A 26,707-nucleotide genomic window follows, 5' to 3' on the forward strand; every position below is an offset into this window, starting at 1 on the left:
GCTTCCGCCCCAGCCCGTACAATGCGCCGCCATGTCTGCCGCGCCCGCCATCCCCGTCGATCAGTTGCGCCTGTCCGTCGCCCCGATGATGGACTGGACCGACACCCATTGCCGCGCCTTCCACCGCGTGCTGGCGCCGCATGCGCGGCTGTATACCGAAATGGTGCATGCCAATGCGGTGATCCACGGCGACCGCGCGCGGTTGCTGGCGATGGATGCGAGTGAACATCCGGTGGCGTTGCAGCTGGGCGGCAGCGAGCCTGAGCTGCTGGCGCAGGCGGCGCGGATTGCCGCCGAGGCGGGGTTCGACGAGATCAATCTCAACTGCGGCTGCCCGTCCGACCGCGTACAGGCCGGGCGCTTCGGCGCCTGCCTGATGCGCGAGCCGGCGCTGGTGGCGGAGAGCGTGGCGGCGATGATCGCTGCCGTACCGGGCGTGCCGGTGACGGTCAAATGCAGGCTCGGCGTGGATGACGACCACGAATGGGAGCGCTTTCTCGGCTTCATCGACACCGTCGCCGCGGCCGGCTGCCAAACGTTCATCGTGCATGCGCGCAACGCCTGGCTGCAGGGCCTATCGCCCAAGGAGAATCGCGAGGTGCCGCCGCTGCGCTACGACTGGGCCTACCGGCTCAAGCGCGAGCGGCCGGCGCTGCAGGTGGTGGTGAACGGCGGCATCGCGGATGCGGCGGAGGCGACCGCGCACCTCGCCCACGTCGATGGCGCGATGCTCGGCCGCGCCGCCTACCACACGCCCTACCTGCTGCATGAGCTCGACGCGCAGTGGTTTGGCGGCCTCCGGCGCACGCGCGCCGAGCTGCTGCGCGCCTATCGACCCTACGTGGAAGCGCAGCTCGCGCAGGGCGTGTTCCTCAAGCACATCGTCCGCCACGTGCTCGGCCTGTTCGCCGGCCAGCCGGGCGGGCGCGCGTTCCGGCAGGTGCTCAGCGAAGGCGCGCACAAGCCGGGCGCCGGCTGGGCGCTGGTCGAGCAGGCGTTGGCCCTCACCGGGCGCGGGGCGCAGGCGGCATGATCACCCGCGACCCCGATGCCTTCTTCGCCTTCGCGCGTGGCGTCAAGGCCGACTTCGGTCCGGCCACGCCGCGCGCGGCGTTCCTGGTCGCGCCGGACGGCTTCCGCCTGGCCGAACAGTCGGCCCGCGACAACGCCTACATGGCCGACGCGGCGGCGTTCGACGCCGCGCGCGCCTCGGCCCAGCACCGCGACCTGCACCGCGCGATCTCCGCCGTGTTGCCGACGGTCTGCTTCGCCGGCGACCCGGCCACCCCGGACGCGGTGTTTCCCAACAACGTGTTCGGCACCGCGGCCGGGCGCTACGTGGTCGGCCGCATGCGCCATCCGGTGCGCCAGCGCGAAGCGGCCCGCGCCGATATTCGCGCGTTCTTCCGCGACGTCCTCGGCATGACCGAAGTCGACCTGTCCAGCCAGCCGCATGCATGCGAGCTCACGGGTTCGCTGGTGATCGACCGCGCGCGCGGGCTCGGCTACTGCGGCCTGTCCGAGCGCTGCGACGAGGCCGGCGCGCGCCTCATGCACGCGGCGTTCGGCCTGCGCGCCACCCTGCTGTTCGACCTCGCCCCCGGCGAGTACCACGCGAACGTCGTGCTGGCGGTGCTGGCCGGGCGGGCCGCCGTGGTGTGCCCGGCGGGCTTCGCCGATCCCGCGGTGGCGGAGGCCATCGCCGGCATCTACGCCCCGCACGCGGTGGTGTGCGACGCCGCCGAGCACGCGGCGTTCGTCGCCAACTGCATCGCCCTCTCGCCGGAGACGGTGTGGATGAGCGCGACGGCCGGCCGGGCGCTGGCGCCCGTGCACCGGGCGGTGCTGGCCGAGGCTGGGTTTCGGGTCGAGACGGTCGAACTGGACGCCATCGAGGCGGCTGGCGGCTCGCTGCGCTGCTGCATCGGCGAGCTCTTCACGGGCCCGTCGGCAGGAAGCTGAACGCCGCGGTATCCTGTTCAGGAAACTTCAGGGGGGGTTCACCCCTGGATTTCAAGAATGCCCGTCACCGCCGTGGATGATCGAACTGCCCCGATGTCTCGCTTTCCGCATGTCCCGATGAATCTGTTGGCCGCCGCCGTGCTGGGCGCGCTGCCGACGGCCTCGGCCTGGGCGCAGCAGCTGCCACCGTGGATGCAGCAGGGTGCCCCGCGCGAGCGCGCGCAGCCGGCGATGGAAATGCCGCCGCGGCGTGACACTCTGTCGGAGGCGATCCGGCGCGCCGAGCGCGACACCCGCGGCGAAGTGCTGTCGGCCGAGCGCGTCCAGTTCGACGGTCGCGACATGCACCGGGTGAAGGTGGTGGACGACCAGGGTCGGGTGCGTGTCTACATGCAGGATCCCGCTCGCCGCGGCGATGGCGGGCGACGGCCGCCGTCCGCCGCGGATGGCGGCGACTGACGCCTCGCCGTATGCGATTGCCCTCTTCTCATTTCAGCGATTCCTAAGGAGTGACCATGCGTATCCTGCTCGTCGAAGACGAAGCCCCGCTGCGTGAGACGCTGGCAGCCCGCCTGAAGCGCGAAGGCTATGCAGTGGATGCCGCCCAGGATGGCGAAGAGGGTCTGTACATGGGACGCGAGGTGCCGTTCGACGTCGGCATCATCGACCTTGGCTTGCCCAAGATGAGCGGCATGGAGCTGATCAAGGCCCTGCGCGACGAGGGCAAGAAGTTCCCGATCCTGATCCTCACCGCGCGCTCCAGCTGGCAGGACAAGGTGGACGGCCTCAAGCAGGGCGCCGACGACTATCTGGTCAAGCCGTTCCACGTCGAGGAGCTGCTGGCACGCATCAACGCGCTGATGCGCCGCGCCGCCGGCTGGAGCAAGCCGACCCTGGAATGCGGGCCGGTGACCCTGGATCTGGCCGCGCAGACGGTCAGCGTCAACGGCAGCAACGTGGACCTGACCAGCTATGAGTACAAAGTACTCGAATACCTGATGATGCATGCCGGCGAGCTGGTCTCGAAGGCCGACCTCACCGAGCACATCTACCAGCAGGACTTCGACCGCGATTCCAACGTGCTCGAGGTCTTCATCGGCCGCCTGCGCAAGAAGCTGGACCCGGATGGCACCCTCAAGCCGATCGAGACCGTGCGCGGCCGCGGCTACCGTTTCGCCATACCGCGTAGCGGCGAGTGAGCTCGCAGCGGGGCGCGCATGACGACCGCGCCGGTCGACGCTGACGGAGAGACCACACCGTCGCGCAGGTACCGCTTGCGCATCGCGCAGCCGCGCTCGCTGCGCTCACGCCAGATGTGGGCGGCCAGCCTGGGCCTGGTCGCCTTCCTGGCGCTGGCCGGCTTCGCCCTCGACGGCGCGTTCCAGCGCACCGCGCAAAGCGGACTGCGCGAACGCCTGCATAGCTATGCGCTGGCGTATGCCAACAGTGATTTTGCCCGCGACGGCAGCGTGATTCCGCCGTGGGATCCGCCGGATGCGCGCTTCCGGCGTCCCGGCAGCGGGCTGTATGCGCAGATCGTGCTCAAGGATGGGCGGTGGGAATCGGAATCCGCGCAGGGGCCGGAACTGCCGCCGGCACCGATGCTGCCGCCCGGCAAGCAGGTGTTCGAGGGGCCGCTGCCGTTTAGGCAGATCAACGGTGCGCCCGGCCTTGCCTATCGCTTCGGCTACGGGTTGACCCTGAGCGACGACGAGGGCGGCGGCCGCGAGATCCCGTACACGGTGTACATCCTCGAGGACAGCACCGCGCTGGCGCGCCAGGTCGCGGCATTCCGCGCCGCGCTGTGGTGGTATCTCGGCGGCGCCGGCCTGGTGTTGCTGCTGCTGCAGACGTTCGTGCTGCGCTGGAGCCTGCGGCCGCTTGGGGATGTGATCGAGGAGCTCGAGCGGGTCCAGCGCGGCGAGGCGGCGGGCATGAGCCAGGCGCATCCGCGTGAGCTGGAGCCGCTGACCGAGAGCATCAATGCCTTCATCCGCAGCGAGCGCGAGAACCTCGAGCGCCAGCGCAACACCCTGGCGGATCTCGCGCATAGCCTGAAGACGCCGCTGGCGGTGCTGCGCGCGCGCCTGGACAGCGATGCCAGCGAGGCCGAGCTGCGCCAGGAACTGGATACGCAGCTGCGGCGGATGAATGATCTGGTGAGCTATCAGCTGGCGCGCGCCGCGCGTTCCGGCCACGTGCTGTTCTCCGCGCCGGTGGAGATCGAGCCGCAGGCTGAGCAGATCGTGGTCGGTCTGGAGAAGGTGTACGCCCGCAAAGGGGTGCTGTGCGAGTTCGACATCGCGCCGGAAGCGCGTTTCCACGGCGAGCTCGGTGACCTCCAGGAGCTGCTCGGCAATCTGCTGGAGAATGCGTTCAAGTGGGCGAAGGCGCGCGTGTTGCTCAGCGTGCGCGAGATTCCAGGGCCGGCGGGGCAGCGGCCGGGGCTGCGGATCGTGGTCGAGGACGACGGCCCGGGAATCGAGGAGGCGCGCATTCCGCTGATCCTGCAGCGCGGCGTGCGTGGCGACGAGCGCGTGCAGGGTCACGGGATCGGTCTGTCGATCGTGCAGGACATCATCAAGAGCTACCGGGGGCAGCTGCACGTCGGTCGTTCCGAAGAGCTGGGCGGCGCGCGCTTCGAAGTCGAACTGCCGGGCGGGCTGTAGTGCCCGGGGTGAACGGCGGAGCTTTCAGCGCGTCAGCAGCGGCTTGCCGTAGAAGCGTTCGAGGTGCTCGGCCACCTGCGGCATCGCCGCGCGCAGGGTGGATGGGTCGCTGAAATGGTACTCGCTGCAGACGGCAAAGAACTCTTCCGGGGCTTCCGCCGCGTAGGGATCGATCGCCGTGTCGCGCCCGGCATCGACGGCGTCGCACAGCGCATCGTAGGCACGCTGGAAGTCGGCCGCCCATTGTCGCTGCCAGGCACGCGGCAGCGGTGGAGTGCCGTCCATCACGCCATCCAGGGCGTCGAGCTTGTGCGCCATTTCGTGCACTGCCACGCAATATCCATCGGTCGGGGCGGCGATGTCGGCGCACACATCCGCCCAGGACAGAACCAGCGGACCGTGCATCCAGGCCTCGCCGATCAGCTCCTGCTCGCCTTCGTGCAGCACGCCGTAGGCATCCATGTGGCTGCGGCGGGCGCGAAACGCGCCCGGATACACCACCAGTTCGTGCCAGCCGTGCAGGCCTTCGGCGCCAAACTCGAGCAGCGGCATGCAGCACAGCAGGGCCAGGCGCAGGCGCTGCACCGGGTTCAGGGTCAAGCCCGCGAGCGGGGTGATGGTCTTATCCTGCAGAAACTTCGCCGCCAGGATGCGCAGGCGCTGCTGGTACGTGGGATCCAAGCCGCGTAGCCACGGCAGTCCCGCACTGGCCTGGCGCAGCAGGGCTGGATCGAGTTCGGGCGTGGAAGCGGCGCGTTGGCGACGGCGGAACGGCCAGATCACGACAGCCGTGGGGTCAACGGAACATGCCCGGCAGGAAGCTGTGGAAGCGCGAGGGCAGCATGCGGCTGTCGCCGCTGTCGCCACTGCGGGCCGGCGCCGTGGGCGCGGCCTTCGGCCTGGGTGCGCGCGCCGGATGGCTGGCAGCCACCGCGCCGTCGATGTCCACCTCGTCCAGGCGGTCGAGCTGCGCGGGCGCCGGATCGGCGGGCGGAGCGCTCTCCGGCGCCGGATGCCGCATGTCGGCGGCCGCAGCCGGGCCGAACGCGCCCGTCAGGGCAAGGCAGACCAGCAGCTGGCGCGGGGAGGGCAGGCGCATGGACGGTCACCGGGCGAGGGCGGACGATGCGGATGCATTGTCCGGCTCTCGACTATAACAGTGCTGGCGGACGCGCGCTGCTGCGTCGCAGCAAGCATAGAAGCGGGCCTCTCTGCACACTGGTGGCATGCACGATGCCGTTTTCGATCCCGCCCTGCCCGCGCCTGCTGCTACTGTCATCACCGCCGCCGCCTTGCGCCGCGCCCTGATCGCCGGCGCGCGCCGGGTGATCGCCGCGCGCGAGGAGCTCAATCGCATCAACGTGTTCCCGGTGCCCGATGGCGATACCGGCAGCAATCTCGCCTCGACCCTTGGCAGCGTGCTGCACGGCGTGCTCGGGCGGCGCAGCCGGCATGCCGGCGAGTTGCTGGTGCAGGTCGGCAACCAAGCGATCGACGGCGCGCGCGGCAATTCCGGGGCGATCATGGCGCAGTTCCTGGTGGGCCTGGGCGAGCACGTGCGCAGTCTGCCGCGGCTGGACGCGCCGGCGCTGGCGCAGGCGGTGCGGCGTGGCGCCGACAGCGCGCGCGCGGCGCTGGCGCAGCCGGTGGAGGGCACCATCCTGAGCGTGATCGCGGCCTTTGCCGACGCTCTGGACGAGCGCGCGCGGCGTCCTGGCTGCGGTCTGCGCGAAGCGTTTGCCGCAGGGCTGCAGCGTGCGCGGCAGGCGCTGGCCGAGACGCCGCGCCAGATGCCGATGCTGCAGAAGGCCGGGGTGGTGGATGCCGGCGCGCGCGGCTTCGTGGACTGGCTGGAAGGCATCGCCGACTACGCCGAGGCTGGTCCGCGCGCGCTGCGCGCCGGCGCGGCGGCGGTCCACATCGAGGCCGAGCCGGTGGCGCACGTGCACGAGGACATCGACCCGCAGCGCCGGTTCTGCACCGAGTGCCTGGTGGTTGGGGAGGCGATCGACCGCGCGGCCCTGCGCGCGGCGCTGGAGGCGCAGGGCATCGATTCCCTGGTGGTGGCGGGCAGCCGCAGCCGGGTGCGCGTGCACGGCCATGCCGGCGCGCCGCAGACGCTGTTCGACGTGTGCGCCGGATTCGGCCGGGTGGAGGCGATGAAGGCCGACGACATGCTGCTGCAGCAGCGCAGCGTGGAATCACCGGGGCAGGTGGCGGTGCTCACCGACAGCGCCGCCGACCTTCCGCAGGAGTTGGCCGACCGCTACGGCATCCACGTGGTGCCGGTGCGGGTGAGCCTGGACGGGCGCGATTATCTCGACCGGCTGGGGCTGACCGCAGCCGAGTTCTATCGGCGCATGGCGGCCTCGGCGCAGCTGCCGCAGACCAGCCAGCCGCCGCCGGGCGATTTTCGGCGTGTGTTCGAGCACGTGCTGGCCTACCAGCCGGCGGCGGTGTACGTGGGCCTGTCGCGGCCGCTGTCGGGCACGTTGCAGTCGGCCGAGACCGCCGCGCGCGCGCAGGCGCGGCCGCTGCGGTGCGTGGACAGCGGGCAGGTCAGCGCCGGGCAGGCGCTCTTGGCCTGGCGCGCCGGCGAACTGGCGCAGGCCGGCGCGGATGCCGAGGCGATCGCCGCCGAGATCCGGCGGTTGCGCCCGCTCACCCGCACCTGGGCGATGGCACGCGACATCCGCCACGCCGTGCGCGGCGGCCGCATTCCGCGCTGGGCCGGCCCGCTGGTGCGCTGGACCGGGCTGACCCCGATCGCCAAGGTCAGCCCCGAGGGCCTGCTGAAGGTGGCCGGCGGGCTGCTGGCGCGGCGGCGCGCGCCGGAGGCCTTCGCCCGCCACGTCGCGCGGCGGGTGCCAGCCGGCCAGCGCTGGCGGCTGATCGTCGGGCATGCCGATGCCCTGGCCGACGGCGAGCGCCTGCTGGCGGCGCTGCGGCAGCGCCTGGACGTGGCGGAAGCGTATCTGGTCGAAGTGGGGCCGGCGGTCGGCGCGCATGCCGGCCAGGGCACCCTGGTGGTGGGGCTGCAGCCGGCGCCGTGAGTCCGCAGGCCGCGCCGCGCAGGTGCGGGCCGCGCGCGCGGCTGCGTATCATCCGCGCATGACGATGACGCTTGCCGATGCCGGCGTGCTGCTGGCCGCCTACCTGCTGGGCTCGCTGTCTGGCAGCCTGCTGCTGGGCCGCCTGCGCGGAGTGGACATCCGCCGTCACGGCAGCGGCAACGCCGGCGGCACCAATGCGCTGCGCACCCTGGGCTGGCGCTTCGCGCTGGGAGTGGTGGCGATCGATGTCGGCAAGGGCGCGCTCGCGGCCTGGCTGGGCCTGCGCCTGGCGCCGGGCTGGGCGTATCCGGCGGCGGCGCTGGCGGTGGTCGGCCACGTGTGGCCGTTGTGGCATGGCTTCCGCGGCGGCAAAGGCGCCGCCACCGCGGTCGGCGCGCTGCTGGTGCTGTGGCCGCAAGCGGTTCTGCCGCTGCTTGCTGTGTGGGGGTTGGTGTTGCTGAGTAGCGGCTATGTCGGCCTGTCCACCGTGCTGGCCGGGCTCAGCCTGCCACTGCTCGCCTACTGGCAGGCGGCGGCGTCTGCGCGAATGGTGTTTGCGCTTGCCCTGGCGCTGTTTTTGCTGTTCACCCATCGCAGCAATCTGCAGCGGCTGTGGCGCGGCACCGAATCCCGCTTCGAACGGGCGCGCCTGTGGCACCGCTGGCGGTCGCGCGCATGAGCGAGGGGCGTGACGAGCGCGCGCTGCTGCAGCGGCTGGCGCAAGGGCCGGTCAGCGGCGACGTGCTGGCCGGCGAGCTCGGGCTGACCCGCGCGGCGGTGTGGAAGCGGATCGAGGCCCTGCGCGCGGCCGGCCTGGCGATCACCGCGCTGCCCGGGCGCGGCTACCATCTGGCACAGGCGCTGGATCTGCTGGAGGCGGACGCCATCCGCGCCGCGCTGCCCGCCGCCGTGCGCGCCGAGCTGGCCGCGCTGGAGGTGGCGTGGACGCTGGACTCCACCAACACCTGCCTGCTGCAGCGCGAGACCCCGGCGCGCGGCTGCGCGGTGCTGCTGGCCGAACGCCAGACCGCCGGGCGTGGGCGCCGCGGCCGCCGCTGGGCATCGCCGCTGGCGGCGCATGTGTACCTGTCGCTGGCGCGCCGCTTCGAAGGCGGGCTGGCGCGCCTGGCGGGCTTGAGCCTGGTGGCCGGGATCGCCGCCGCGGAGGCGCTGCAGGCGCTGGGATTCGCGCCGGTGCGCCTGAAGTGGCCGAACGACCTGGTGGTGGCCGAGGGCGCCGGGCTGCGCAAGCTCGGCGGGCTGCTGGTGGAAGGCGGCGGCGAGGCCGGCGGCGCGGCGCGTGCGGTGGTCGGGCTGGGCCTGAACGTGCGCATGCCGCCCGCCTTCGCCGCGGCCATCGACCAGCCCTGGATCGACCTGGCGGCCCTCGCGTCGCCGCCGCCGCCGCGCAACGCGGTGGTGGCGCAGCTGCTGCGGCACCTGCTGCCCGCGCTGGCGCAGTTCGATGCCGAAGGCCTGGCGCCATTCCTGCCGCGCTATGCCGCGCTGGATGCGCTCGCCGGGCGCCGGATATGGCTGCACGAGGCGGCCGGAACCTCTTCCGCGCAGGCGTTGGGGCTGGCCGCCGACGGCGCGCTGCGGGTGCGCGGCGAGGACGGCCGCGAGCGCTTGCTGCACGCCGGCGAAGTGAGCGTGCGCGCATGAGCACCTGGCTGTTCGATCTCGGCAATACTCGCCTGAAATGCGCCCCGCTGCTGGAGGAGGGACAGATCGGCGCGGTGCGCGCACTGGCGCACGACGAGGGCGAGGCCTGGCTGCAGGGGCTGCCGTCCGGCGCGGTGGCCTGCATCGCCAGCGTGGCCTCCGATACGCGCCGGGTGGCGCTGCTGGAATCGCTGCTGCCGCGCTTCGCGCGGATACATCTGGTCGCCACCGAGGCCGCGCTGGGCCCGCTGCGGATCGCCTATGCCGCCCCGCAGCGGTTGGGCGTGGATCGCTTCCTGGCCATGCTCGGCCAATGCGACGGACAGGCCATGCTGGTGGTGGGGGTCGGCACCGCGCTCACCCTCGACCTGGTGGATGCCGCGGGGCGCCATCGCGGCGGCCGCATCGCGCCATCCCCCGAGCTGATGCGCGCATCGCTGCACGCGCGCGCCGCGCAGCTGCCGGAGTGCGGCGGCGCGTATGCCGAGTTCGCGGACGATACCGCCGCTGCGCTGGCTTCCGGCTGCGAGGGCGCGGCGCTGGCGCTGATCGAGCGCAGTCTGCGCGCCGCGCGCGATCTGCTGGGAAAGACGCCGACGCTGCGCCTGCACGGCGGCGGCGCCGAGGCGCTGCGCGCGCACCTGCCCACGCATGTGTGGGTGCCGGATGCGGTGCTGCAGGGGCTGGCGCGCTGGCACGCGCTGCGGATCGCATAAACTGCGGCGATGCTGCTGCGCGCCGCCATCGTCATGCTGGTCATGCTCAACCTCGGCGCCGCCGGCTGGTGGGCCTTCGCGCCCGCGCCGCCGGTGGATGCCCCGGTGCGCGAGGGTCCGGGCTTGCGCCTGCTGACGGAAGCTACGCCTTCCGCCGCGGGGGCGACCAGCGCGCTGCCTGCACCCGCCACGCCCTCCACCACAGCCGCCGCGACGGCCGCGCCCCCTGCGGTCGCATCCCCGGCAGCGGCCTCCTGCCTGCGCTTCGGTCCGTTCGCGGACACGACCGCGCGCGATGCCGCGCAGGTGGCGCTGGCTGCGCTCGGGGCGTCGGTGCGCGTGGTGCCGGCCGCCGCCGGCAAGGCGCGCGGCTGGAAGGTGTTCCTGCCGCCGCAGCCCTCGCGCGAGCAAGCGCAGGCGCTGGCCGAGCGCCTGCAGGCCTCCGGCGTGCGCGACCTGTTCGTGCTGACGGCAGGCGAGGACGCCAACGGCATCGCGCTGGGGCGTTTCAGCAGCGAAGCCGGCGCGCGCCGGCGAGTGGAAGAACTGGCCGGCAAGGGCGTGCAGGCGCAGATGGCCCCGGTGGAACCGGCCGCTGGAGTGGGCTGGCTGGACGCGCGCATCCCCGCTGGCGTGGAGCCGGCGCGGGTGGCGGCGATTGCGCCCGCGAAGGCCTGCCCTGCGGCGCGCTGAGCCGCGGCCAGCGCCGGTCGTGGCTGCTAGAATCCACCATCCTGCCGCTTTAGCTCAGTCGGTAGAGCAGCTGTCTTGTAAACAGCAGGTCGTCCGTTCGATCCGGACAAGCGGCACCAGCGTCGAGGCCCGTGATGTGCCGGCATCTGGCATCACTCCAGGAGGATTCATGAGCCGTTCCTATCTACCCGTCTCTGTGTTCGGCGCTCCCACCGACATCGGCGCCTCCCGGCGCGGGGCTTCGATGGGGCCGGAAGCCCTGCGCGTGGCCGGTTTGGTGGAGGCGTTGGCTGCGCGCGGCGTCGATGTGCGCGATGTCGGCGATGTGCAAGGCCCGCGCAATCCGATGGCGCCGCCTCAAGGCGGCTATCGCCATCTCGAAGAAGTGGCGGCCTGGAATCGCGCGGTGTTCGACTGCGCCACTCGCGAGCTGCAGGATGGCCGCCTGCCGATCCTGCTCGGCGGCGACCATTGCCTGGCGATCGGCTCGATCGCCGCGGTGGCCGCGCACTGCCGCGCCAGCGGCAAGCGCCTGCGCGTGCTGTGGCTGGACGCGCACGCCGATTTCAACACCTCCGAAATCACCCCCAGCGGCAACATCCACGGCATGCCGGTGGCCTGCCTGTGCGGGCTGGGCCCGGAGGCGCTGACTCGCCTTGGCGGGGTGACCCCCGCGATCACGCCGGATCAGGTGCGCCAGATCGGCATCCGCTCGGTCGATCCGGGCGAGAAGCGGCTGGTCAAGGACTATGGGCTCGATATCTACGACATGCGCTACATCGACGAGGTCGGCATGCGCCGCGCGATGGAAGAGGCGCTGGAAGGGGTGGATGCGGACACCCACCTGCACGTGAGTTTCGACGTGGACATGCTGGACCCGGCCATCGCCCCCGGAACCGGCACCCGGGTGCCGGGCGGGATCAACTACCGCGAGGCGCAGCTGATCATGGAGATGGTGGCGGATACCGGCCGCCTGGGCTCGCTCGACGTGGTCGAGATCAACCCGACCCTGGACAAGCGCAACGCCACCGCGAAGCTGGCGGTCGATCTGGTCGAGAGCCTGTTCGGCAAATCCACCCTGATGCGCGACTGAGCGGGGTGTCGCGCGGACATTGCGCCGCTGCCGGCCTGCTTCTAAGCTGCCGCCGTCGTTTCACCGCAGGAGAGTTTCGATGATGCGTATCGGCAAGTGGGTACTGACCATGCTGGCGTGCACGCTGCTTTTGTCTGCCTGCAATACGGTCGAAGGCATTGGCAAGGATGTGAAGAAGGCCGGCGAAGCGATCGAGCGCGCCGGTAAGTAAGCGGGCACAGGGCAAGGCGCACGGGGCGGAGATATGTAGGCCCCGTGCACGGCTTGGGCGCGGTTGTATCGCGCCGCGCCGGTTAGAATGCGGCGCTCTGTCCGTGCCAGCGCACACCGTCGAATGAGCAAGCTCCGCGTCCTGACCGGCATCACCACCTCCGGCACCCCCCATCTCGGCAACTATGTCGGCGCGATCCGGCCGGCGATCGCCGCCTCGCGCGGGCCAGAGGTGGAAAGCTTCTACTTCCTGGCCGACTACCACAGCCTGATCAAGGCGCAGGACCCGGCGCGCACCCAGCGCAGCACGCTCGAAATCGCCGCCGCCTGGCTGGCCTGCGGGCTAGAGCCGGACAAGGTCTGGTTCTACCGCCAGAGCGACATTCCCGAGATCCCCGAGCTCACCTGGCTGCTCACCTGCGTGGCCGCCAAGGGCATCCTCAACCGCGCGCATGCCTACAAGGCAGCGGTGGACAAGAACCGCGCCGAGGGTGAGGACGATGACGCCGGCATCACCGCCGGGCTGTTCATGTATCCGGTGCTGATGGCGGCCGACATCCTGCTGTTCAACGCGCAGCGGGTGCCGGTCGGGCGCGACCAGATCCAGCACATCGAGATGGCGCGCGACTTCGGCCAGCGTTTCAACCATGTGTATGGCGGCGATTACTTCGTGCTGCCGGAGGCGGTGGTAGACGAACAGGTGGCCACCTTGCCGGGCCTGGACGGCCGCAAGATGAGCAAGAGCTACGGCAACACCATTCCGCTGTTCGCGCCGCGCGCCGAGCTGAAGAAGCTGATCGCCGGCATCGTCACCGACTCGCGCGTCCCCGGCGAGCCCAAGCCCACCGAAGGCTCGGCGATCTTCCAGCTCTACCAGGCCTTCGCCTCGCGCGAGGAGACCGCCGCCTTCGCCCGCGCATTCGCCGCCGGCATCGCCTGGGGCGAGGCCAAGCAGGCGCTGTTCGAGCGGATCGACGCCGAAATCGCGCCGCTGCGCGAACGTTATGAGGCGCTGATGGCGCGCCCCGGCGAGATCGAGGCGATCCTGCGCGACGGCGCCGCGCGCCTGCGCGAGGCCTATGCGCGGCCCATGATCGCGCGCCTGCGCGAGGCGGTGGGCCTGCGCGATCTGTCGCGGGTCAGTGTGCCGGCGGCCGCCGAGCGCCCGCGCAAGGCCGGCGAGGCGCCGACCTTCAAGCAGTACCGCGATGCCGACGGCAAGTTCTATTTCAAGCTGGTGCAGGGCGAGCGCGTGCTGCTGCAGAGCATCGGCTTCGACTCTCCACGTGATGCCGGCCAGCGCCTGGCGGCGCTCAAGCAGGGCGAGGTCGGAGAGCCGGGCAGCGATTTCATGCTGGGCGAGGGCGTCACCACCGAGGAGGTGAACGCCGCGCTGGCGGCATTCGTGGCGGCGGCGCTGGAGGGCGCGTCAGGCAAGCCATAGGCGCGCCGCAGGCGGGAGGGATCAATCCCAGGTTCGCGGCGGAAGCCCGCGCTCGGGATGTGCCATCGGCACCGCGCAGAACCGCTGGCCGGTCGGTGCTTCCATCACCCACCAGCGTTCGTGCACGAAGGCGATCTTCTTCGCGCCCAGCGCTTCCAGCCGGGCAGCCTTGGCGTGCACGTCGTCCGTCTCGATGGCGAGTGCACGCGCGAGGCGTGCTCCACCTGTTGCACCTCGATGTGCAGGTCGCCGGACGTCTCGCCCAGCCGCTGGTAGCGCGCGGCGGCGTCGCCCGCATCGCGCTCGGCGACGGTGCACCCCAGGGCCTGCGCCCGGAAGTCGGTGGCGGCGTCGAGCCCGTCGGTCCTGCAGTCGATGATGAAGCCGGCCAGGCGGCTGCGATGGGCCATGGCGGGAGCTCCAGTGGGCGAGCCGTCATGCGAGCGCCAGCCTGCATCTGCAGGCGCAGCAGGCGGCATCAACGACGACGGCGGGCCGGGGCCCGCCGCCGAGGGGATCATTGTCGCGGGATCACTGTGGCAGCGCCAGGTCGTCCAGCAGCGCCTTGAGGAAGCGCGCCGCCTCGCCACCGGTGCAGGCGCGGTGGTCGAAGGTCAGCGAGATCGGCAGGCGGCGGTGCACCTCGATGCCGCCGATCACCGCCACAACGTCGTGGCACAGCTTGCCGGCGCCGACGATGGCGACGCACGGCGGGACCACCACCGGCGTGGCGTAGCGGCCGGCGAACATCCCGAAGTTGGACAGCGAGATGGTGTAGCCGGTGAGCTCGCTGGCCGGGATGGTGCGGCTCTCCACCTGCGAGCGCAGGCGGTTGATGCCTTCACGGATGCCGCGCGCGTCCAGCATGTCGGCATTGCGCAGGGCCGGCACGAACAGACCGTCGTCGGTGTCCACCGCGATGCCGATGTCCACGTGTGGATGCAGCGTGCGGCTCAGCGCCTCGCCATCGAACCAGGCGTTCAGCGCCGGCACTGCCTTGCAGGCAGCCACGATCGCCCGCACCAGGCGCGCGGTGATGTCCTGCTTGCCGATCCAGGCGTGCAGGTCGGCGTCGTCCACCAGGGTGGTAGGCACCACTTTGGCGTGGGCATCGGCCATCACCCGCGCCATGTTGCGGCGCACGCCCTTGAGCTGCTCGGGCTGGCCGGAGGCGGCCACGCCCGGCGGCTGGGTGCGCATCGGCTTGCCGGACTGCGACAGCGCGCTGCGCTGTAACGGGGCGGCGGCGGTCACGGGCGCCGCCGCGGCGACGCTACGGGCAGGCGTGGCGCCAGCCTTGGCCGAGCCGTCCGCGGCGGCGCGCTTGACGTCGTCCATGGTCACCGTGCCGTCCGGGCCGCTGGGACGCACGCGGGCGAGGTCCACGCCCAGCTTGCGCGCCATCGCCCGCACGGCGGGCACGGCCTTGACCCCGCCCACTGCGACCGCGGCTTCGCTCACCACCGTATCGCCGACCTGCATCGCGCCGACGACGGTGCCGGCATCTTGCGGCTGCGCCTTGGCGGCGGGCGCCGGCGCGGGTGCCGCAGGCGCCGCGGGTTCCGTCGCGGCGTGGTGGTGATGGCCGGTGTCCTGCCCTTCCGCGCGCTGCGGCAGGCTGGGGTCGATCTCGAACTCGGCCAGCAGGGCGCCGGTGGCGATCACATCGCCGGGGCCGCCGGCGAGCTTGAGCACCTTGCCGGACACCGGCGAGGGGACGTCCACGACCGCCTTGGCGGTTTCCATCGAGACCAGGTTCTCGTCCAGACGGATGATGTCGCCTTCCTTGACGTACCACTCCACGATGGTGGCGTCCGGCAGGCCTTCGCCGAGATCGGGCAGAAAGAACTTCTTGCTCATGGGGCGTCCTTTACGAGTAGGTCAGCGCGCGCTTGGCGGCGGCAACGATCTTGTCCACGCTGGGCAGGTACTTCATTTCCAGGCGGAACAGCGGGATGTGGGTGTCGTAACCGGTCACGCGTTCGACCGGCGCCAGCAGGTCGAACAGGCATTCCTCGGCAATGCGGGCGGCTACCTCGGCGCCGAAGCCCGCCGTCTTGGCAGCTTCATGCACGATCACGCAGCGGCCGGTCTTGGCCACCGACTCGGCGATGGTGGCAAAGTCCAGCGGCTTGAGCGTGGCCACGTCGATGACTTCCGCGCTGATGCCTTCGGTGGCCAGCTTGTCGGCGGCTTCCAGGGTTTCCTTCACCTGTGCGCCCCAGGTCACCAGGGTGATGTCGTGACCATCGCGCAGCACGTAGCACACGTCCAGCGGCAGCGCCTGGCCGTCGTCTGGCACCAGCTCCTTGTACTGACGGTAGATCCGCTTGGGCTCCATGTAGATCACCGGATCCGGGTCGCGGATCGCGGCCAGCAGCAGGCCATAGGCGCGCTGCGGGGAGCTGGGCATCACCACGCGCAGGCCCGGCACGTTGGTGAAGATGGCCTCGTTGGCTTCGCTGTGGTGCTCGGGCGCGCGGATGCCACCGCCCCACGGCACGCGCAGCACCATCGGGCAGGTCAGGCGGCCGCGGGTGCGGTAGCGCATGCGCGCGGCGTGGCAGACGATGAAATCCACCATCGGGTACATGAAGCCGTCGAACTGCGCCTCGGCGACCGGCTTCATCCCCTGGCTGGCCATGCCCACGGTCAGGCCGGCGATCGTGGTTTCATCCAGCGGGGTATCCAGCACGCGGGTGGCGCCGAACTGCTGCTGCAGGCCGGCGGTGGCGCGGAACACGCCGCCGTTGACGCCCACGTCCTCGCCCAGCACGACCACGCTGTCGTCGTGGCGCAGCTCATAGGCCAGCGCCTGGGTGATCGCCTCGATGAGCGTGATAGGAGCAGGGGTGATGGGTTGCGCGCTCATGCCCGGCCCTCCAGCGCGATCGCGGCATTCCGCTGCGCCAGCAGGTCGGCCGGCATGTCCCCGTACAGGTAATCGAACATCGCTTCCACCGGCTGCACCGGGGTTTCCAGATAGGCGTTGATTTCGGCATCCACCTGCTTGCTGCACTCCTCGATCCAGGCCTGCTCCTGCGCCTCGTCCCACAGGCCGGCAGCGGTCAGGAACGCGCGCAGGCGGATGAACGGCTCGTTCTGCCATGCCGCCTTCACTTCCTCTTCGCTGCGATAGCGGCGGGCGTCGTCGGCGGTGGTGTGATCGTGCAGGCGGTAGGTCAGGAACTCGATGACGCTGCCGCCTTCGCCACTGCGCGCGCGTTCGGTGGCGCGGCGCATCGCTTCCAATACTGCGACCAGGTCATTGCCGTCGGCCTGCAGGCAGTACAGGCCGCCAGCCAGCCCCTTCTGCGCCAGCGTCTGCGCGCCGGTCTGGGCCTTGCGCGGCACGCTGATGGCCCAGCCGTTGTTGATCACGCACAGCACCAGCGGCAGGGTGTAGGCGCCGGCCGAGTTGACCGCCGCGTAGAAGTCGGTTTTGGAGCTGCCGCCGTCACCGCAGCAGGCCACCGCGATCCGGTTTTGTCCGCGCAGCTTGAAGCTCAGCGCCGCGCCCGAGGCCATCAGGCACTGGGTGGAAATCGGCACGCACCAGGGATAGTCGTGCGCCGGGCCGCCGGTGAGCAGGTTGCCGCGCTCGTCGCCGCCCCAGTACAGCAGCACCTCGCGCGGACGCACGCCGCGCATGAATTGCGCGCCGTATTCGCGATAGCTGGGCGCGAACACGTCCTCGGGGCGGAGCGATGCGCCAATCCCGACATGGGTGGCCTCATGCCCCAGGCAACTGGCATAGGTGCCCAGCTTGCCGGTGCGCTGCAGGGCGATCGCCTTGCCGTCGAAGGTACGCACCAGCAGCATCTGCTTGAACAGCGGCAGCAGGGCGCTGGCATCGGGCACCGCCGGTGGCAGCGGGCCGGCCAGAGTGCCGTCCGGTTTGAGGTATTGCAGGTATTCGATCTCGAAGTGGGCGGCCGTGCTCATATTCGCCTGGGAGTTGGAGCAATCGCTCTATGATAACGGGTGGCCCATGACGGTTCGTTGCGCGCTGCGGCATCGCCATGGGTTTGACCACGATCAGGCGTCGCGCTGCGGCCGCATGCGACAATCCCAAGATGACCAGCGAACACGACACTGCGGGCGCCAACCGGCGCGATCTCGAAGCCGACATCCACACCGACCTCGCCGGGCGCCTCACCTACGGTGGCTATCTGCGGCTGGATCGCCTGCTGTCGGCCCAGCAGCCGCTGTCGAATCCGCCGCACCACGACGAGATGCTGTTCATCATCCAGCATCAGACCAGCGAGCTGTGGTTGAAACTGTTGATCCATGAGCTGACCGCGGCGATCGCGCACCTGCGCAACGATCGCGTCTGGCAGTTCGGCAAGGTGGCTGCGCGCTGCAAGCGCGTGCTGGACCAGCTCACCGCGCAATGGTCGGTGCTGGAGACGCTGACGCCTTCGGAGTACATGGAATTCCGCGACGTGCTGGGCCCGGCGTCGGGCTTTCAGTCGCTGCAGTACCGCACCCTGGAGTTTCTGCTTGGAAACAAGAATGCGGCGATGCTCAAGGTGTTCGCGCACGATCCGGCCGCGCATGCGGCGCTGGAGGCGGTGCTGCGTGCGCCCAGCCTGTACGACGAGTTCCTGCGCTATCTGGCGCGCTGGGGTCACGCGGTGCCGGATGCGCATCTGGTGCGCGACTTCAGCCAGCCGCATGCGCTCGACCGCGCGCTGCTGCCGGTGTTCGAGCGCATCTACGCGGATACCACCCGCTATTGGCGCGAATACCAGCTATGCGAAGACCTGGTGGACCTGGAAACCCAGTTCCAGCTATGGCGCTTCCGCCACATGCGCACGGTGCAGCGGATCATCGGCTTCAGGCGTGGCACCGGCGGCTCCAGCGGCGTGGCTTTCCTCAAGCGTGCGTTGGACCTGAGCTTCTTCCCCGAGCTGTTCGAAGTGCGCACCACGATCGGCTCTGGCGCGTCCTGACGTCTCGAAGTTTGTTGCGCTGCAATAGCGGCCGGGTTTGACGGCAGCGCATCGGCTCGGCCATCCTCGCGCGGTTCCGTGCCCGTGATGGCCCGGTTCACATCCTTTGCAATCCACATGAGTGACGACGAGAGGGACGCCGCATGAGCGGAGCCGTAGACACGCCCACCCCGGTGAATCCACCGGAATTTCCGCAGCTGATGGGGCATCCGCGCCCGCTGTGGATGCTGTTCATGTCGGAGTTTTGGGAACGCTTCGCGTTCTATGGCATCCGCTGGGCGATGGTGCTGTACATCGTGGCCCAGTTTTACGGAGGTGATGCTGCCGGCGAAAAACCGGCAAGCGAGCTTTACGGCGCATATCTGGCGCTGGTGTATGCGGGGGCCATTTTCGGCGGATATGTTGCCGATAAGCTGATCGGGTATCAGCGCTCGATCCTGCTGGGCGCGATCGTGATGTCGGCCGGGCTATTCCTGCTGGCAGTGCCGGATGAGCGTGTGTTCAAGCTCGGGTTGGCGACCATCATCGTTGGCAACGGCCTGTTCAAGCCGATCATCTCCACCATGGTCGGCAAGCTGTACGCGCAGGGCGACGCACGCCGCGATTCCGGCTTCACCATCTTCTACATGGGCATCAATCTCGGTGCGCTCCTGGCGCCGCTGGTGACCCAGTACCTGGCCAAGAAGATCTTCGGCATCGAGGACATGCCGGCCTACAAGATCGTGTTCATCTCCGCCGGTATCGGCATGCTGCTGAGCCTGGTGTGGTTCTGGTTCGGCCGCCGCCAGCTCAAGGGCATCGGCCTGCCGGCCGCGCACCAGGCCGGGTTGCGCAACGTCAGCCTGGTGTTGGTGTTTGGCGTGATCATCGGCATTCCGCTGTTCTATGCCCTGCTGACCATCGACGCCAGCCTGCTGCAGGCGATCCTGATGGCGCTGTTCGTGATCCCGGCAGTGATGCTGGTGCGCGAGGGCGTGGTCGAAGGCCAGGTAGCACGCGACAAGGTGATGGCGATGCTGACCATCTTCGTGTTCAACGTGTTGTTCTGGATGTTCTTCGAGCAGGCCGGCAGTTCGTTCAACTTCCTGGCCGACAAGATCGTCAACCGCGACCTCGGCATGCCGGGCCTGTTCCAGGCGCTGGCCGGCACCAATGACTTCCCGGTGTCCTGGTTCCAGTCGGTGAACTCGGTGGCGATCATCGTGCTGGCGCCGGTCATGGCCTGGTTGTGGGTGAAGATGGGCAAGTACAACCCAATCATCCCGCGCAAGTTCGGACTCGGCCTGATCTTCAACGGCCTGGCCTTCCTGCTGCTGATGGTGGCCTTGTCCAGCATGCTCGACGCCAACGGCAAGATCCCGTTCTGGACATTGTTCATGGTGTACGTGATCCAGTCGGTGGGCGAGCTGTGCCTGTCGCCCATCGGTCTGTCGATGACCACCAAGCTGGCGCCTTCGCGGCTGGCGGGCCTGGCGATGGGCTGCTGGTTCCTGTCGATCGCGATCGGCAACAACCTGGCGGGCATTTTCGCCGGCCACGTCAGTGGCGAAGGCGGCATGACCGTGGCCTCGGCGCACGCCGGTTACACCTTCGGCTTCTATGCGCTGGTGGGCTCGGGCGTGCTGCTGTTCCTCATCGCTCCGCTGATCCAGCGCTGGATGCACGGGGTGAAGTAAGTCCGGATCGTCGCATCCGTCCGCGGATGCGATCCGGCGCGATGTGCGGCGGCGGCCTGCGGGCCGCCGTTTGCGTGTGCGGCGTAGCTTCAGCCCGTGAAATGCGCGGATTCGGCGCGCAGCTCCAGCTCATCCAGCCGGTCGAGCAGGCGGAACAGCAGCGCGCGTTCGTCGGCCGAGAGCTCGTCCAGCACCTGGCGCTCGAATGCCAGTGCCAGCGGCACGATCTGGTCGTAGATGGCATAGCCTGATTCCGACAGGCGCAATACCGAGCGGCGGCGGTCGTCCTCATCGAACTCGCGCTCGATTCGGCCGGCTGCCAGTAGACGCGCCACCGCGCGGCTCACCGCCACTTTGTCCATGGCCGTGCGCTGTGCCACCTGGTTGGCCGACAGGTCCGGGGTGCGGCCGAGGATCGCCATGACCCGCCACTCGTTCACGCTAAGGTCGAAGCGCTGCGAGTACTCGCGCGCGATCGCGTTGCTGAGGCGATTGGTCAGCACGCTCAGGCGGTACGGCAAGAAACGTTCGAGGATGAGTTGGGCGTGTTCGGGCATGGCGGTGGGCAGGGTGCCTTGAAAATGGTTGCAATTGCAACTATAAAACGGACTCCCCGATGCTGAGGCCCTTCACATGAGCGCGCAACCGAATCTTGGCATGCAGCCGACTACCTTCGAAAACCCGATGGGTATCAACGGGTTCGAGTTCGTCGAGTTCGCCGCGCCGGCCGGGCAAGGCCCGCGCATGCGCGACTATCTGGAGAGGCTGGGCTTCACCGCGGTGGCGCGGCACAAGGCGCGGCCGATCACCCTGTTCCGTCAGGGCGCCATCAACTTCCTGCTGAACGAATCGGAAGATTCCTTCGCGGCCGACTTCGCGGCTCAGCATGGCCCGTCCGCCTGTGGCTTTGCGATCCGCTTCAAGAAACCCACCGCCGAGGTGCTGGCGCACGTGCTGGCCAACGGTGGCGCCAAGGCCGACCACAAGCCGGAGACCGCCGCGGTGGACACGCCGGCGATCAAGGGCATCGGCGACTGCATGCTGTATCTGGTCGATGACGGGCGCGCCGACCTGTACGCCGACTACGAGCCGCTGCCGGGCGTGGACCAGCATCCGAAGGGCTTCGGCCTGACCTTCATCGACCACCTCACCCACAACCTGTACGTGGGCAACATGCAGAAGTGGTCGGAGTACTACGAGAAGCTGTTCAACTTCCGCGAGATCCGCTACTTCGACATCAAAGGCGCCAAGACCGGCCTGCTGTCGAAGGCGATGACCGCGCCGGACGGCGTGGTGCGCATCCCGCTGAACGAGTCGTCCGACGAGAAGAGCCAGATCAACGAATACCTGCGCGAGTACAAGGGTGAGGGCATCCAGCACATCGCCCTGTTTACCGACGATATCTACACCACCGTCGAGCAGATGCGCGCTGCCGGGGTCGAGTTCCTCGACACGCCCGATACCTATTTCGAAGTGATCGATCAGCGCATCCCCAATCACGGCGAGGATGTGCCGCGCCTGGCCAGGAACAAGATCCTGATCGACGCCGACCCGGAGACCAAGACGCGCAAGCTGCTGCAGATCTTCACCCAAAACGCGTTCGGCCCGATCTTCTTCGAGATCATCCAGCGCAAGGGCAACGAAGGTTTCGGCGAAGGCAACTTCCAGGCCCTGTTCGAGAGCATCGAGCGCGACCAGATGCGGCGCGGCGTGCTGTAACCGCGGTGATTTCCGCCCGCCGCGCGGCGGGACCTCCAGAGCGAGCAGACCATGGTGATCCAGAGCAACGGCTACCAGAGCGGTTTCGGCAACGAGTTCGCCAGCGAGGCGATTCCCGGCACGCTGCCGGTCGGGCGCAACTCCCCGCAGCGTGTCGCGCACGGCCTGTACGCCGAGCAGCTCACCGGCACCGCGTTCACCGCGCCGCGCCACGCCAATCGCCGCAGCTGGCTGTACCGCATCCGCCCGGCGGCAGTCCACGGCCGTTTCGCGTTGCTGCCGCATCCGACCTTTCACAACGACTTCGGTAGCGGCGCGGTGACCCCGGAGCAGCTGCGCTGGAACCCGCTGCCGCTGCCCGAGGCGCCCACCGATTTCGTCGCGGGCCTGTTCACCATGGGCGGCAACGGCGGCCCGCAGGCGGGCACCGGCGTCGGCATCCACCTGTATGCAGCCAACCGCGACATGCAGGGCCGCTTCTTCTACGACGCCGATGGCGAGCTGCTGGTCGTCCCACAGCTGGGCCGCCTGCACATCGAGACCGAGCTGGGCGTGCTGGACGTGGAGCCACAGGAGATCGCGGTGATTCCGCGTGGCGTGCGCTTCCGCGTCACGCTGCCGGACGGGACGGCGCGTGGCTATGTGTGCGAGAACTTCGGCGCGCTGCTGCGCCTGCCCGACCTTGGGCCGATCGGCAGCAACGGCCTGGCCAATCCGCGCGATTTCCTGACCCCGCACGCAGCCTTCGAGGACGTGGAGGGCGAGTTCGAGCTGATCGCCAAGTTCCAGGGTCACCTGTGGCGCGCGCCGATCGACCACTCGCCGCTGGACGTGGTCGGCTGGCACGGCAACTACACGCCGTACAAGTACGACCTGCGTCGCTTCAACACCATCGGCTCGATCAGCTTTGATCATCCGGATCCGTCGATCTTCCTGGTGCTGCATTCGCCCAGCGACACGCCGGGCACCAGCAACATGGATTTCGTGATCTTCCCGCCGCGCATCCTGGCCATGCGCGACACCTTCCGTCCGCCGTGGTTCCACCGCAATGTCGCCAGCGAGTTCATGGGTCTGATCCACGGCGTCTACGACGCCAAGGCCGACGGCTTCGTGCCTGGCGGCTGCTCGCTGCACAACTGCATGACCGGGCATGGGCCGGATGCGGCCACCTTCGAGAAGGCCAGCGCCGCCGACACATCGAAACCGGACTACATCGAAGACACCATGGCCTTCATGTTCGAGACCCGCGCGGTGATTCGCCCGACCGCGCAAGCGCTGGACGCTGCGCATCGCCAGCAGGATTACCCTGACTGCTGGGCTGGTCTGGTGCGGCATTTCCTGGCGTAAGCGGCCGCCTGTGCGCGGCCTCCGGCGCGCTCGATCGCGGCCGGATGGCATACTTGCGCGATGAACGTCCCTATCCGCGTACTTGCGCGCGCCCAGCGCGCGCTGAGCGAATTCTTCCGCCTCGAAGCCGCTGGCGGCATCGTGCTGATCGTGGCGGCGCTGCTGGCGATGCTAGCGGCCAACTCGCCGCTGGCCGAGGCCTATGCGGCGTTCCGGGAGACGCCGTTGGGGCACGGTGACTGGGGCAAATCGCTGCACTGGTGGGTCAACGACGGCCTGATGGCGATCTTCTTCCTGCTGGTGGCGCTGGAGATCAAGCGCGAGGTGATCTCCGGGCAGTTGTCCAGCCGCGCGCAGCTGGCGCTGCCGGTGGTGTGCGCGAGCGGCGGCGTGCTGGTGCCGGCCCTGCTGTACGTCGCGCTGAACCATGCCGACGCCGAGGCCATGCGTGGCTGGGCCGTGCCCACCGCCACCGACATCGCGTTCGCGCTGGGCGTGCTGGCACTGCTCGGGTCGCGGGTGCCGCTGGGAATGAAGCTGCTGCTGTCCACCATCGCCGTCGCCGATGATCTGATCGCGATTCTGATCATCGCCCTGTTCTACACCCAGGGCCTGCAGTGGACGGCGCTGGCCGGCGCGGGGGCGGTGGTGCTGGCGATGGCCGTGCTCAATCGGCGCCAGGTGGTCTCGCTGTGGCCCTATCTCGTGCTCGGTGCCGTGCTGTGGGGGCTGGTGCTGGCCTCAGGTGTGCACGCCACCCTGGCCGGGGTGGTGACCGGGCTGATGATCCCGCATTACGACCGCCGCAATGCGATCGACGACGCCAGCGAGCATTCGCCTTTGGAGACGCTGGAACATGCTCTGCATCCGTGGGTGGCCTACGCCATCCTGCCGCTGTTCGCCTTCGTCAATGCCGGGCTGCCGCTGGTGGGCTTGCAGCCCGGCGCGCTGCTCGCGCCGCTGCCGGCCGGGATCGGGCTGGGGCTGGTGCTGGGCAAGCCGGTCGGGATCGTCGGCGCGGCGCTGCTGATGCGCGCGCTGGGGCTGGCGCGCTTCCCCGAGGGCATGGACCTGCGCGCGATGCTGGGCCTGGGCCTGCTGTGCGGCATCGGCTTCACCATGAGCCTGTTCATCGCGGGGCTGGCGTTCGGCGGGCAGGGGCTGCACTACACCGAAAGCGTGCTTGGCGTGCTCGGCGCCTCGGTGGTGGCGGCGTTGGCCGGCCTGCTGTGGCTGGCGCTGGTGCTGCCGCGCGCGCAGGCCGCCCGCTAGGCGCGCGGGGCGGCGGCATCACGGTTCCGGGGGTGCCGGCGCTTCAGTCGATGCGCAGGCCGGCCAGTTTTTCCAGCGCCTCCGCGTACTTGGCGCGGGTCTTGGCGATCACCTCCGGCGGCAGGCGCGGGCCGGGCGGGGTCTTGTCCCAGTCCAGCGTCTCCAGGTAGTCGCGCACGAACTGTTTGTCGTAGCTCGGAGGGCTGATGCCGACGGCGTACTGCTCCGCCGGCCAGTAGCGCGAGGAGTCCGGCGTCAGCATCTCGTCCATCACGTAGAGCCTGCCGTCGGCATCGGTGCCGAACTCGAACTTGGTGTCAGCGAGGATGATCCCGCGCTGCGCGGCGTAGTCGCGGGCGTAGGCATAGATCGCCAGGGTGGCGTCGCGCACGGCTTCGGCCAGCTCGCGGCCGATCAGGTTCACCATTTGCGCAAAGCTGATGTTCTCGTCGTGGTCGCCCACCGCTGCCTTGGTCGAAGGCGTGAAGATCGGCTCGGGCAGCTGCTGCGCTTGCTGCAAGCCGGCGGGCAGCGCGATGCCGCTGACCGCCCCGGTGCGCTGGTAGTCCTTCCAGCCGCTGCCGATCAGATAGCCGCGCGCGATGCATTCCACCGGCACCGGCTTGAGCTTCTTCGTCACCACCGCGCGCCTGGCGTATAGCGCCGCGTCCACGCCCGCCGGCAGCACCGAGGCGACGTCGATGCCGGTCAGGTGGTTGGGGATGATGTGGGCGGTCTTGTCGAACCAGAAGTTGCTGATCTGGCAGAGCATCTCGCCCTTGCCGGGGATCGGGTCGGGCAGCACCACGTCGAACGCGGAGAGGCGGTCGGTGGCGACCATCAGCAGCGTGCCGTCGCCGAGGTCGAACACGTCGCGGACCTTGCCGCGGTGGATCAGGTTCAGGCCGGGCAGATCGGACTGGAGCAGGGTGGTGGTCATGAGCGCGCGCACAGGGGATGGGGCGCCTAGTTTAAGGCCGGCACCCCCGGCGCGCCCTGTACACTGCGCGGATGCGACGCTGGTACGGACAATTCCTGGGCTTCATCGCCGGCTGGCTGCTGCTGCGGCATCCGGTGGGGGGGCTGATCGGGTGGCTGGTCGGCTACTGGTTCGATCACGATGCCTTCGTGCGGCCGCGGCGCCGCGCGCGCAACCGCGAGGCGCCCCCCAGCGCCGACGCCCGTGACGATGCCGACACCGTGGACTGGGCCTACCGCGTGCTTGGCGTGCGCGAGGATGCCAGCGATGCCCAGATCGACCGCGCCTATCGCCGCTTGATCAGCCAGTACCATCCCGACCGCGTGGCCGGCGCCGCGCCCGAGCTGCGCAGGATCGCCGAACAGAAATCACGCGAGATCAACGCCGCTTACGACCGAATCCAGACACTGCGCAGGAAGCCATGAGCATGCAGCCCACCGTGATCGCCCCGTCCATCCTGTCCGCCAACTTCGCGAAACTGGGCGAAGAGGTGGATGCCGTGATCAAAGCCGGCGCCGACTGGGTGCACTTCGACGTGATGGACAACCACTACGTGCCCAACCTCACCATCGGCCCGCTGGTGTGCGAGGCGCTGCGCAAGCACGGCGTCACCGCGCCGATCGACGTGCACCTGATGGTGGAGCCGGTCGACCGCATCGTGCCCGACTTCGCCAAGGCCGGGGCCAGCCTGATCAGCTTCCATCCCGAGGCCAGCCGCCACGTGCACCGCACGCTCCAGCTGATCAAGGCGCAGGGCTGCCAGGCCGGGCTGGTGCTCAACCCGGCCACCCCGGTGGAGGTGCTGGACTGGGTGCTGGAGGAGCTCGACCTGGTGCTGGTGATGTCGGTCAACCCCGGCTTCGGTGGGCAGGCGTTCATCCCGTCCGCGCTGGACAAACTGCGGCGGGTGCGCGAAAGGATCGATGCCTGCGGCAAGCCGATCCGGCTGGAGATCGACGGCGGCGTGAAGCCGGACAACATCGGCGAGATCGCGGCCGCCGGCGCCGATACCTTCGTCGCCGGCAGCGCCATCTTCGGCCAGCCCGACTACGCCGCGATCATCGCGCGCATGAAGCAGGCGGTGGCGCAGGCGCGCGGCGGCTGAGCCGCCGGACTCACCCCGCCGCGCCCACCGGCTGGCGCGGCTTCCACATCAGCAGCTCCACGGTCTGCAGCCCCTGGCGCCGGCTGCCCGGGTCGTGCACGCGCCATTGCAGGGTGCGGGTCTGGTCGGGTGGCCCGAACAGGGCGGTC

At 69.6% G+C, this 26,707-nt stretch carries 29 protein-coding genes and 1 tRNA gene; 21 read left to right on the plus strand and 9 right to left on the minus strand.

Annotated features, from left to right (window positions below; all coding sequences use genetic code 11):
• The first annotated feature begins 31 nt into the window (after positions 1-31).
• From dusA to ML342_RS04650, 5 genes are all read left to right on the plus strand, one after another.
• The gene (gene dusA / locus ML342_RS04630; protein WP_240125755.1) at positions 32-1,033 is read left to right on the plus strand and encodes a tRNA dihydrouridine(20/20a) synthase DusA; all 1,002 of its coding nucleotides are present in this window, start codon (positions 32-34) and stop codon (positions 1,031-1,033) included.
• A complete protein-coding gene (locus ML342_RS04635; RefSeq protein WP_240125756.1) occupies positions 1,030-1,962 on the plus strand; it encodes an arginine deiminase-related protein in 933 nt (310 codons plus the stop codon). The genes dusA and ML342_RS04635 overlap by 4 nt, the downstream gene beginning before the upstream one ends.
• Positions 1,963-2,079: 117 nt before the next feature.
• Positions 2,080-2,421 carry a PepSY domain-containing protein gene (locus ML342_RS04640; RefSeq protein ID WP_240125757.1) on the plus strand — a complete coding sequence of 114 codons (342 nt, stop codon included), beginning with the start codon at positions 2,080-2,082 and terminating at the stop codon, positions 2,419-2,421.
• Between the two features lie 56 nt (positions 2,422-2,477).
• Positions 2,478-3,161, plus strand: a complete 684-nt coding sequence (locus tag ML342_RS04645; protein WP_240125758.1) for a response regulator transcription factor — start codon at positions 2,478-2,480, stop codon at positions 3,159-3,161.
• A gap of 114 nt (positions 3,162-3,275) precedes the next feature.
• Positions 3,276-4,631: an ATP-binding protein gene (locus ML342_RS04650; RefSeq protein WP_240125813.1), complete on the plus strand. Its 1,356-nt coding sequence runs from the start codon at positions 3,276-3,278 to the stop codon at positions 4,629-4,631.
• Between the two features lie 24 nt (positions 4,632-4,655).
• On the opposite strand, the gene ML342_RS04655 is transcribed toward ML342_RS04650, so the two are convergent.
• Positions 4,656-5,414 (minus strand): M90 family metallopeptidase, encoded by a 759-nt coding sequence (locus ML342_RS04655; protein WP_439655146.1) that lies wholly within the window; start codon positions 5,412-5,414, stop codon positions 4,656-4,658.
• 13 nt (positions 5,415-5,427) lie between these two features.
• A complete protein-coding gene (locus tag ML342_RS04660) occupies positions 5,428-5,730 on the minus strand; it encodes a hypothetical protein (RefSeq protein WP_240125759.1) in 303 nt (100 codons plus the stop codon).
• 127 nt (positions 5,731-5,857) lie between these two features.
• Between ML342_RS04660 and ML342_RS04665 the strand changes: the two genes are divergently transcribed.
• From ML342_RS04665 to ML342_RS04705, 9 genes are all read left to right on the plus strand, one after another.
• Entirely contained in the window at positions 5,858-7,684 is a 1,827-nt protein-coding gene (locus ML342_RS04665) for a DegV family protein (protein ID WP_240125760.1), read from the plus strand.
• Between the two features lie 58 nt (positions 7,685-7,742).
• Positions 7,743-8,363 (plus strand): glycerol-3-phosphate 1-O-acyltransferase PlsY, encoded by a 621-nt coding sequence (gene plsY, locus ML342_RS04670; RefSeq protein ID WP_240125761.1) that lies wholly within the window; start codon positions 7,743-7,745, stop codon positions 8,361-8,363.
• Positions 8,360-9,349: a bifunctional biotin--[acetyl-CoA-carboxylase] ligase/biotin operon repressor BirA gene (gene birA / locus ML342_RS04675; protein ID WP_240125762.1), complete on the plus strand. Its 990-nt coding sequence runs from the start codon at positions 8,360-8,362 to the stop codon at positions 9,347-9,349. Before plsY ends, birA begins: the two co-directional genes overlap by 4 nt.
• Positions 9,346-10,065, plus strand: coding sequence for a type III pantothenate kinase (locus tag ML342_RS04680; protein ID WP_240125763.1), 720 nt, complete (start codon positions 9,346-9,348; stop codon positions 10,063-10,065). The genes birA and ML342_RS04680 overlap by 4 nt, the downstream gene beginning before the upstream one ends.
• 9 nt (positions 10,066-10,074) lie before the next feature.
• On the plus strand, positions 10,075-10,758 hold the full coding sequence (locus tag ML342_RS04685) for a hypothetical protein (RefSeq protein ID WP_240125764.1): 684 nt from the start codon (positions 10,075-10,077) through the stop codon (positions 10,756-10,758).
• Between the two features lie 43 nt (positions 10,759-10,801).
• Positions 10,802-10,877: transfer RNA gene (locus tag ML342_RS04690), tRNA-Thr, on the plus strand.
• Positions 10,878-10,927: 50 nt separating this feature from the next.
• On the plus strand, positions 10,928-11,851 hold the full coding sequence (gene rocF / locus ML342_RS04695; protein ID WP_240125765.1) for an arginase: 924 nt from the start codon (positions 10,928-10,930) through the stop codon (positions 11,849-11,851).
• Positions 11,852-11,933: 82 nt separating this feature from the next.
• The gene (locus ML342_RS04700) at positions 11,934-12,062 is read left to right on the plus strand and encodes an entericidin A/B family lipoprotein (protein ID WP_439655147.1); all 129 of its coding nucleotides are present in this window, start codon (positions 11,934-11,936) and stop codon (positions 12,060-12,062) included.
• A gap of 123 nt (positions 12,063-12,185) precedes the next feature.
• Complete coding sequence (locus ML342_RS04705; protein ID WP_240125766.1) at positions 12,186-13,505, plus strand: tryptophan--tRNA ligase; 1,320 nt, start codon at positions 12,186-12,188, stop codon at positions 13,503-13,505.
• A 21-nt stretch (positions 13,506-13,526) separates the two neighbouring features.
• On the opposite strand, the gene ML342_RS12035 is transcribed toward ML342_RS04705, so the two are convergent.
• The 5 genes from ML342_RS12035 to pdhA all read right to left on the minus strand — a co-directional run bounded on the left by ML342_RS12035 (position 13,527) and on the right by pdhA (position 17,450).
• Complete coding sequence (locus ML342_RS12035) at positions 13,527-13,685, minus strand: VOC family protein (protein ID WP_439655148.1); 159 nt, start codon at positions 13,683-13,685, stop codon at positions 13,527-13,529.
• Positions 13,610-13,915: a hypothetical protein gene (locus ML342_RS04710; RefSeq protein ID WP_439655158.1), complete on the minus strand. Its 306-nt coding sequence runs from the start codon at positions 13,913-13,915 to the stop codon at positions 13,610-13,612. The genes ML342_RS12035 and ML342_RS04710 overlap by 76 nt, the downstream gene beginning before the upstream one ends.
• A 121-nt stretch (positions 13,916-14,036) precedes the next feature.
• Positions 14,037-15,365, minus strand: a complete 1,329-nt coding sequence (locus ML342_RS04715) for a dihydrolipoamide acetyltransferase family protein (protein WP_240125767.1) — start codon at positions 15,363-15,365, stop codon at positions 14,037-14,039.
• Positions 15,366-15,375: 10 nt separating this feature from the next.
• Positions 15,376-16,377 (minus strand): alpha-ketoacid dehydrogenase subunit beta, encoded by a 1,002-nt coding sequence (locus tag ML342_RS04720; protein ID WP_240125768.1) that lies wholly within the window; start codon positions 16,375-16,377, stop codon positions 15,376-15,378.
• Entirely contained in the window at positions 16,374-17,450 is a 1,077-nt protein-coding gene (pdhA, locus tag ML342_RS04725; protein ID WP_240125769.1) for a pyruvate dehydrogenase (acetyl-transferring) E1 component subunit alpha, read from the minus strand. Before pdhA ends, ML342_RS04720 begins: the two co-directional genes overlap by 4 nt.
• 131 nt (positions 17,451-17,581) lie before the next feature.
• On the opposite strand from pdhA, the gene ML342_RS04730 reads away from it, so the two are divergent.
• Complete coding sequence (locus ML342_RS04730) at positions 17,582-18,460, plus strand: tryptophan 2,3-dioxygenase (RefSeq protein WP_240125770.1); 879 nt, start codon at positions 17,582-17,584, stop codon at positions 18,458-18,460.
• A gap of 143 nt (positions 18,461-18,603) precedes the next feature.
• The gene (locus tag ML342_RS04735) at positions 18,604-20,136 is read left to right on the plus strand and encodes a peptide MFS transporter (protein ID WP_240125771.1); all 1,533 of its coding nucleotides are present in this window, start codon (positions 18,604-18,606) and stop codon (positions 20,134-20,136) included.
• 89 nt (positions 20,137-20,225) lie between these two features.
• Here ML342_RS04735 and ML342_RS04740 read toward each other — a convergent pair whose 3' ends face one another.
• Entirely contained in the window at positions 20,226-20,693 is a 468-nt protein-coding gene (locus ML342_RS04740) for a MarR family winged helix-turn-helix transcriptional regulator (protein ID WP_240125772.1), read from the minus strand.
• Between the two features lie 76 nt (positions 20,694-20,769).
• Between ML342_RS04740 and hppD the strand changes: the two genes are divergently transcribed.
• Genes hppD through nhaA form a run of 3 tightly spaced genes read left to right on the plus strand, consistent with a single transcriptional unit; the run spans position 20,770 to position 24,474 of the window.
• Positions 20,770-21,855, plus strand: coding sequence for a 4-hydroxyphenylpyruvate dioxygenase (gene hppD, locus ML342_RS04745; RefSeq protein WP_240125773.1), 1,086 nt, complete (start codon positions 20,770-20,772; stop codon positions 21,853-21,855).
• 51 nt (positions 21,856-21,906) lie between these two features.
• Positions 21,907-23,202 carry a homogentisate 1,2-dioxygenase gene (gene hmgA, locus ML342_RS04750; RefSeq protein ID WP_240125774.1) on the plus strand — a complete coding sequence of 432 codons (1,296 nt, stop codon included), beginning with the start codon at positions 21,907-21,909 and terminating at the stop codon, positions 23,200-23,202.
• Between the two features lie 60 nt (positions 23,203-23,262).
• A complete protein-coding gene (nhaA, locus tag ML342_RS04755) occupies positions 23,263-24,474 on the plus strand; it encodes a Na+/H+ antiporter NhaA (protein ID WP_240125775.1) in 1,212 nt (403 codons plus the stop codon).
• Between the two features lie 43 nt (positions 24,475-24,517).
• Here the strand turns inward: nhaA and ML342_RS04760 are convergent, their stop codons facing one another.
• Positions 24,518-25,414, minus strand: a complete 897-nt coding sequence (locus tag ML342_RS04760; RefSeq protein ID WP_240125776.1) for a phosphoribosylaminoimidazolesuccinocarboxamide synthase — start codon at positions 25,412-25,414, stop codon at positions 24,518-24,520.
• A gap of 71 nt (positions 25,415-25,485) precedes the next feature.
• Here ML342_RS04760 and ML342_RS04765 point away from each other — a divergent pair, with 71 nt between their 5' ends.
• Positions 25,486-25,878, plus strand: coding sequence for a J domain-containing protein (locus ML342_RS04765; protein WP_240125777.1), 393 nt, complete (start codon positions 25,486-25,488; stop codon positions 25,876-25,878).
• Positions 25,875-26,558 (plus strand): ribulose-phosphate 3-epimerase, encoded by a 684-nt coding sequence (gene rpe, locus ML342_RS04770; RefSeq protein ID WP_439655149.1) that lies wholly within the window; start codon positions 25,875-25,877, stop codon positions 26,556-26,558. Before ML342_RS04765 ends, rpe begins: the two co-directional genes overlap by 4 nt.
• The last annotated feature ends 149 nt before the right edge of the window (positions 26,559-26,707 follow it).

The sequence above is a fragment of the Thermomonas alba genome (assembly GCF_022419205.1).
GTDB lineage: Bacteria > Pseudomonadota > Gammaproteobacteria > Xanthomonadales > Xanthomonadaceae > Thermomonas > Thermomonas alba.

Coding starts and splice junctions, on each gene's coding strand:
- birA (WP_240125762.1), top strand. CDS start 8,360: ATGAGCGAGGGGCGTGACGAGCGCGCGCTGCTGCAGCGGCTGGCGCAA.
- ML342_RS04765 (WP_240125777.1), top strand. CDS start 25,486: ATGCGACGCTGGTACGGACAATTCCTGGGCTTCATCGCCGGCTGGCTG.
- ML342_RS04710 (WP_439655158.1), bottom strand. CDS start 13,915: ATGGCCCATCGCAGCCGCCTGGCCGGCTTCATCATCGACTGCAGGACC.
- ML342_RS04680 (WP_240125763.1), top strand. CDS start 9,346: ATGAGCACCTGGCTGTTCGATCTCGGCAATACTCGCCTGAAATGCGCC.
- rocF (WP_240125765.1), top strand. CDS start 10,928: ATGAGCCGTTCCTATCTACCCGTCTCTGTGTTCGGCGCTCCCACCGAC.
- ML342_RS04700 (WP_439655147.1), top strand. CDS start 11,934: ATGCGTATCGGCAAGTGGGTACTGACCATGCTGGCGTGCACGCTGCTT.
- ML342_RS04660 (WP_240125759.1), bottom strand. CDS start 5,730: ATGCGCCTGCCCTCCCCGCGCCAGCTGCTGGTCTGCCTTGCCCTGACG.
- ML342_RS04740 (WP_240125772.1), bottom strand. CDS start 20,693: ATGCCCGAACACGCCCAACTCATCCTCGAACGTTTCTTGCCGTACCGC.
- ML342_RS04760 (WP_240125776.1), bottom strand. CDS start 25,414: ATGACCACCACCCTGCTCCAGTCCGATCTGCCCGGCCTGAACCTGATC.
- dusA (WP_240125755.1), top strand. CDS start 32: ATGTCTGCCGCGCCCGCCATCCCCGTCGATCAGTTGCGCCTGTCCGTC.
- ML342_RS04715 (WP_240125767.1), bottom strand. CDS start 15,365: ATGAGCAAGAAGTTCTTTCTGCCCGATCTCGGCGAAGGCCTGCCGGAC.
- hmgA (WP_240125774.1), top strand. CDS start 21,907: ATGGTGATCCAGAGCAACGGCTACCAGAGCGGTTTCGGCAACGAGTTC.
- rpe (WP_439655149.1), top strand. CDS start 25,875: ATGAGCATGCAGCCCACCGTGATCGCCCCGTCCATCCTGTCCGCCAAC.
- ML342_RS04730 (WP_240125770.1), top strand. CDS start 17,582: ATGACCAGCGAACACGACACTGCGGGCGCCAACCGGCGCGATCTCGAA.
- ML342_RS04720 (WP_240125768.1), bottom strand. CDS start 16,377: ATGAGCGCGCAACCCATCACCCCTGCTCCTATCACGCTCATCGAGGCG.
- ML342_RS04685 (WP_240125764.1), top strand. CDS start 10,075: ATGCTGCTGCGCGCCGCCATCGTCATGCTGGTCATGCTCAACCTCGGC.
- ML342_RS04640 (WP_240125757.1), top strand. CDS start 2,080: ATGAATCTGTTGGCCGCCGCCGTGCTGGGCGCGCTGCCGACGGCCTCG.
- ML342_RS04645 (WP_240125758.1), top strand. CDS start 2,478: ATGCGTATCCTGCTCGTCGAAGACGAAGCCCCGCTGCGTGAGACGCTG.
- hppD (WP_240125773.1), top strand. CDS start 20,770: ATGAGCGCGCAACCGAATCTTGGCATGCAGCCGACTACCTTCGAAAAC.
- ML342_RS04650 (WP_240125813.1), top strand. CDS start 3,276: ATGTGGGCGGCCAGCCTGGGCCTGGTCGCCTTCCTGGCGCTGGCCGGC.
- pdhA (WP_240125769.1), bottom strand. CDS start 17,450: ATGAGCACGGCCGCCCACTTCGAGATCGAATACCTGCAATACCTCAAA.
- nhaA (WP_240125775.1), top strand. CDS start 23,263: ATGAACGTCCCTATCCGCGTACTTGCGCGCGCCCAGCGCGCGCTGAGC.
- ML342_RS04735 (WP_240125771.1), top strand. CDS start 18,604: ATGAGCGGAGCCGTAGACACGCCCACCCCGGTGAATCCACCGGAATTT.
- ML342_RS04665 (WP_240125760.1), top strand. CDS start 5,858: ATGCACGATGCCGTTTTCGATCCCGCCCTGCCCGCGCCTGCTGCTACT.
- ML342_RS04635 (WP_240125756.1), top strand. CDS start 1,030: ATGATCACCCGCGACCCCGATGCCTTCTTCGCCTTCGCGCGTGGCGTC.
- plsY (WP_240125761.1), top strand. CDS start 7,743: ATGACGATGACGCTTGCCGATGCCGGCGTGCTGCTGGCCGCCTACCTG.
- ML342_RS04705 (WP_240125766.1), top strand. CDS start 12,186: ATGAGCAAGCTCCGCGTCCTGACCGGCATCACCACCTCCGGCACCCCC.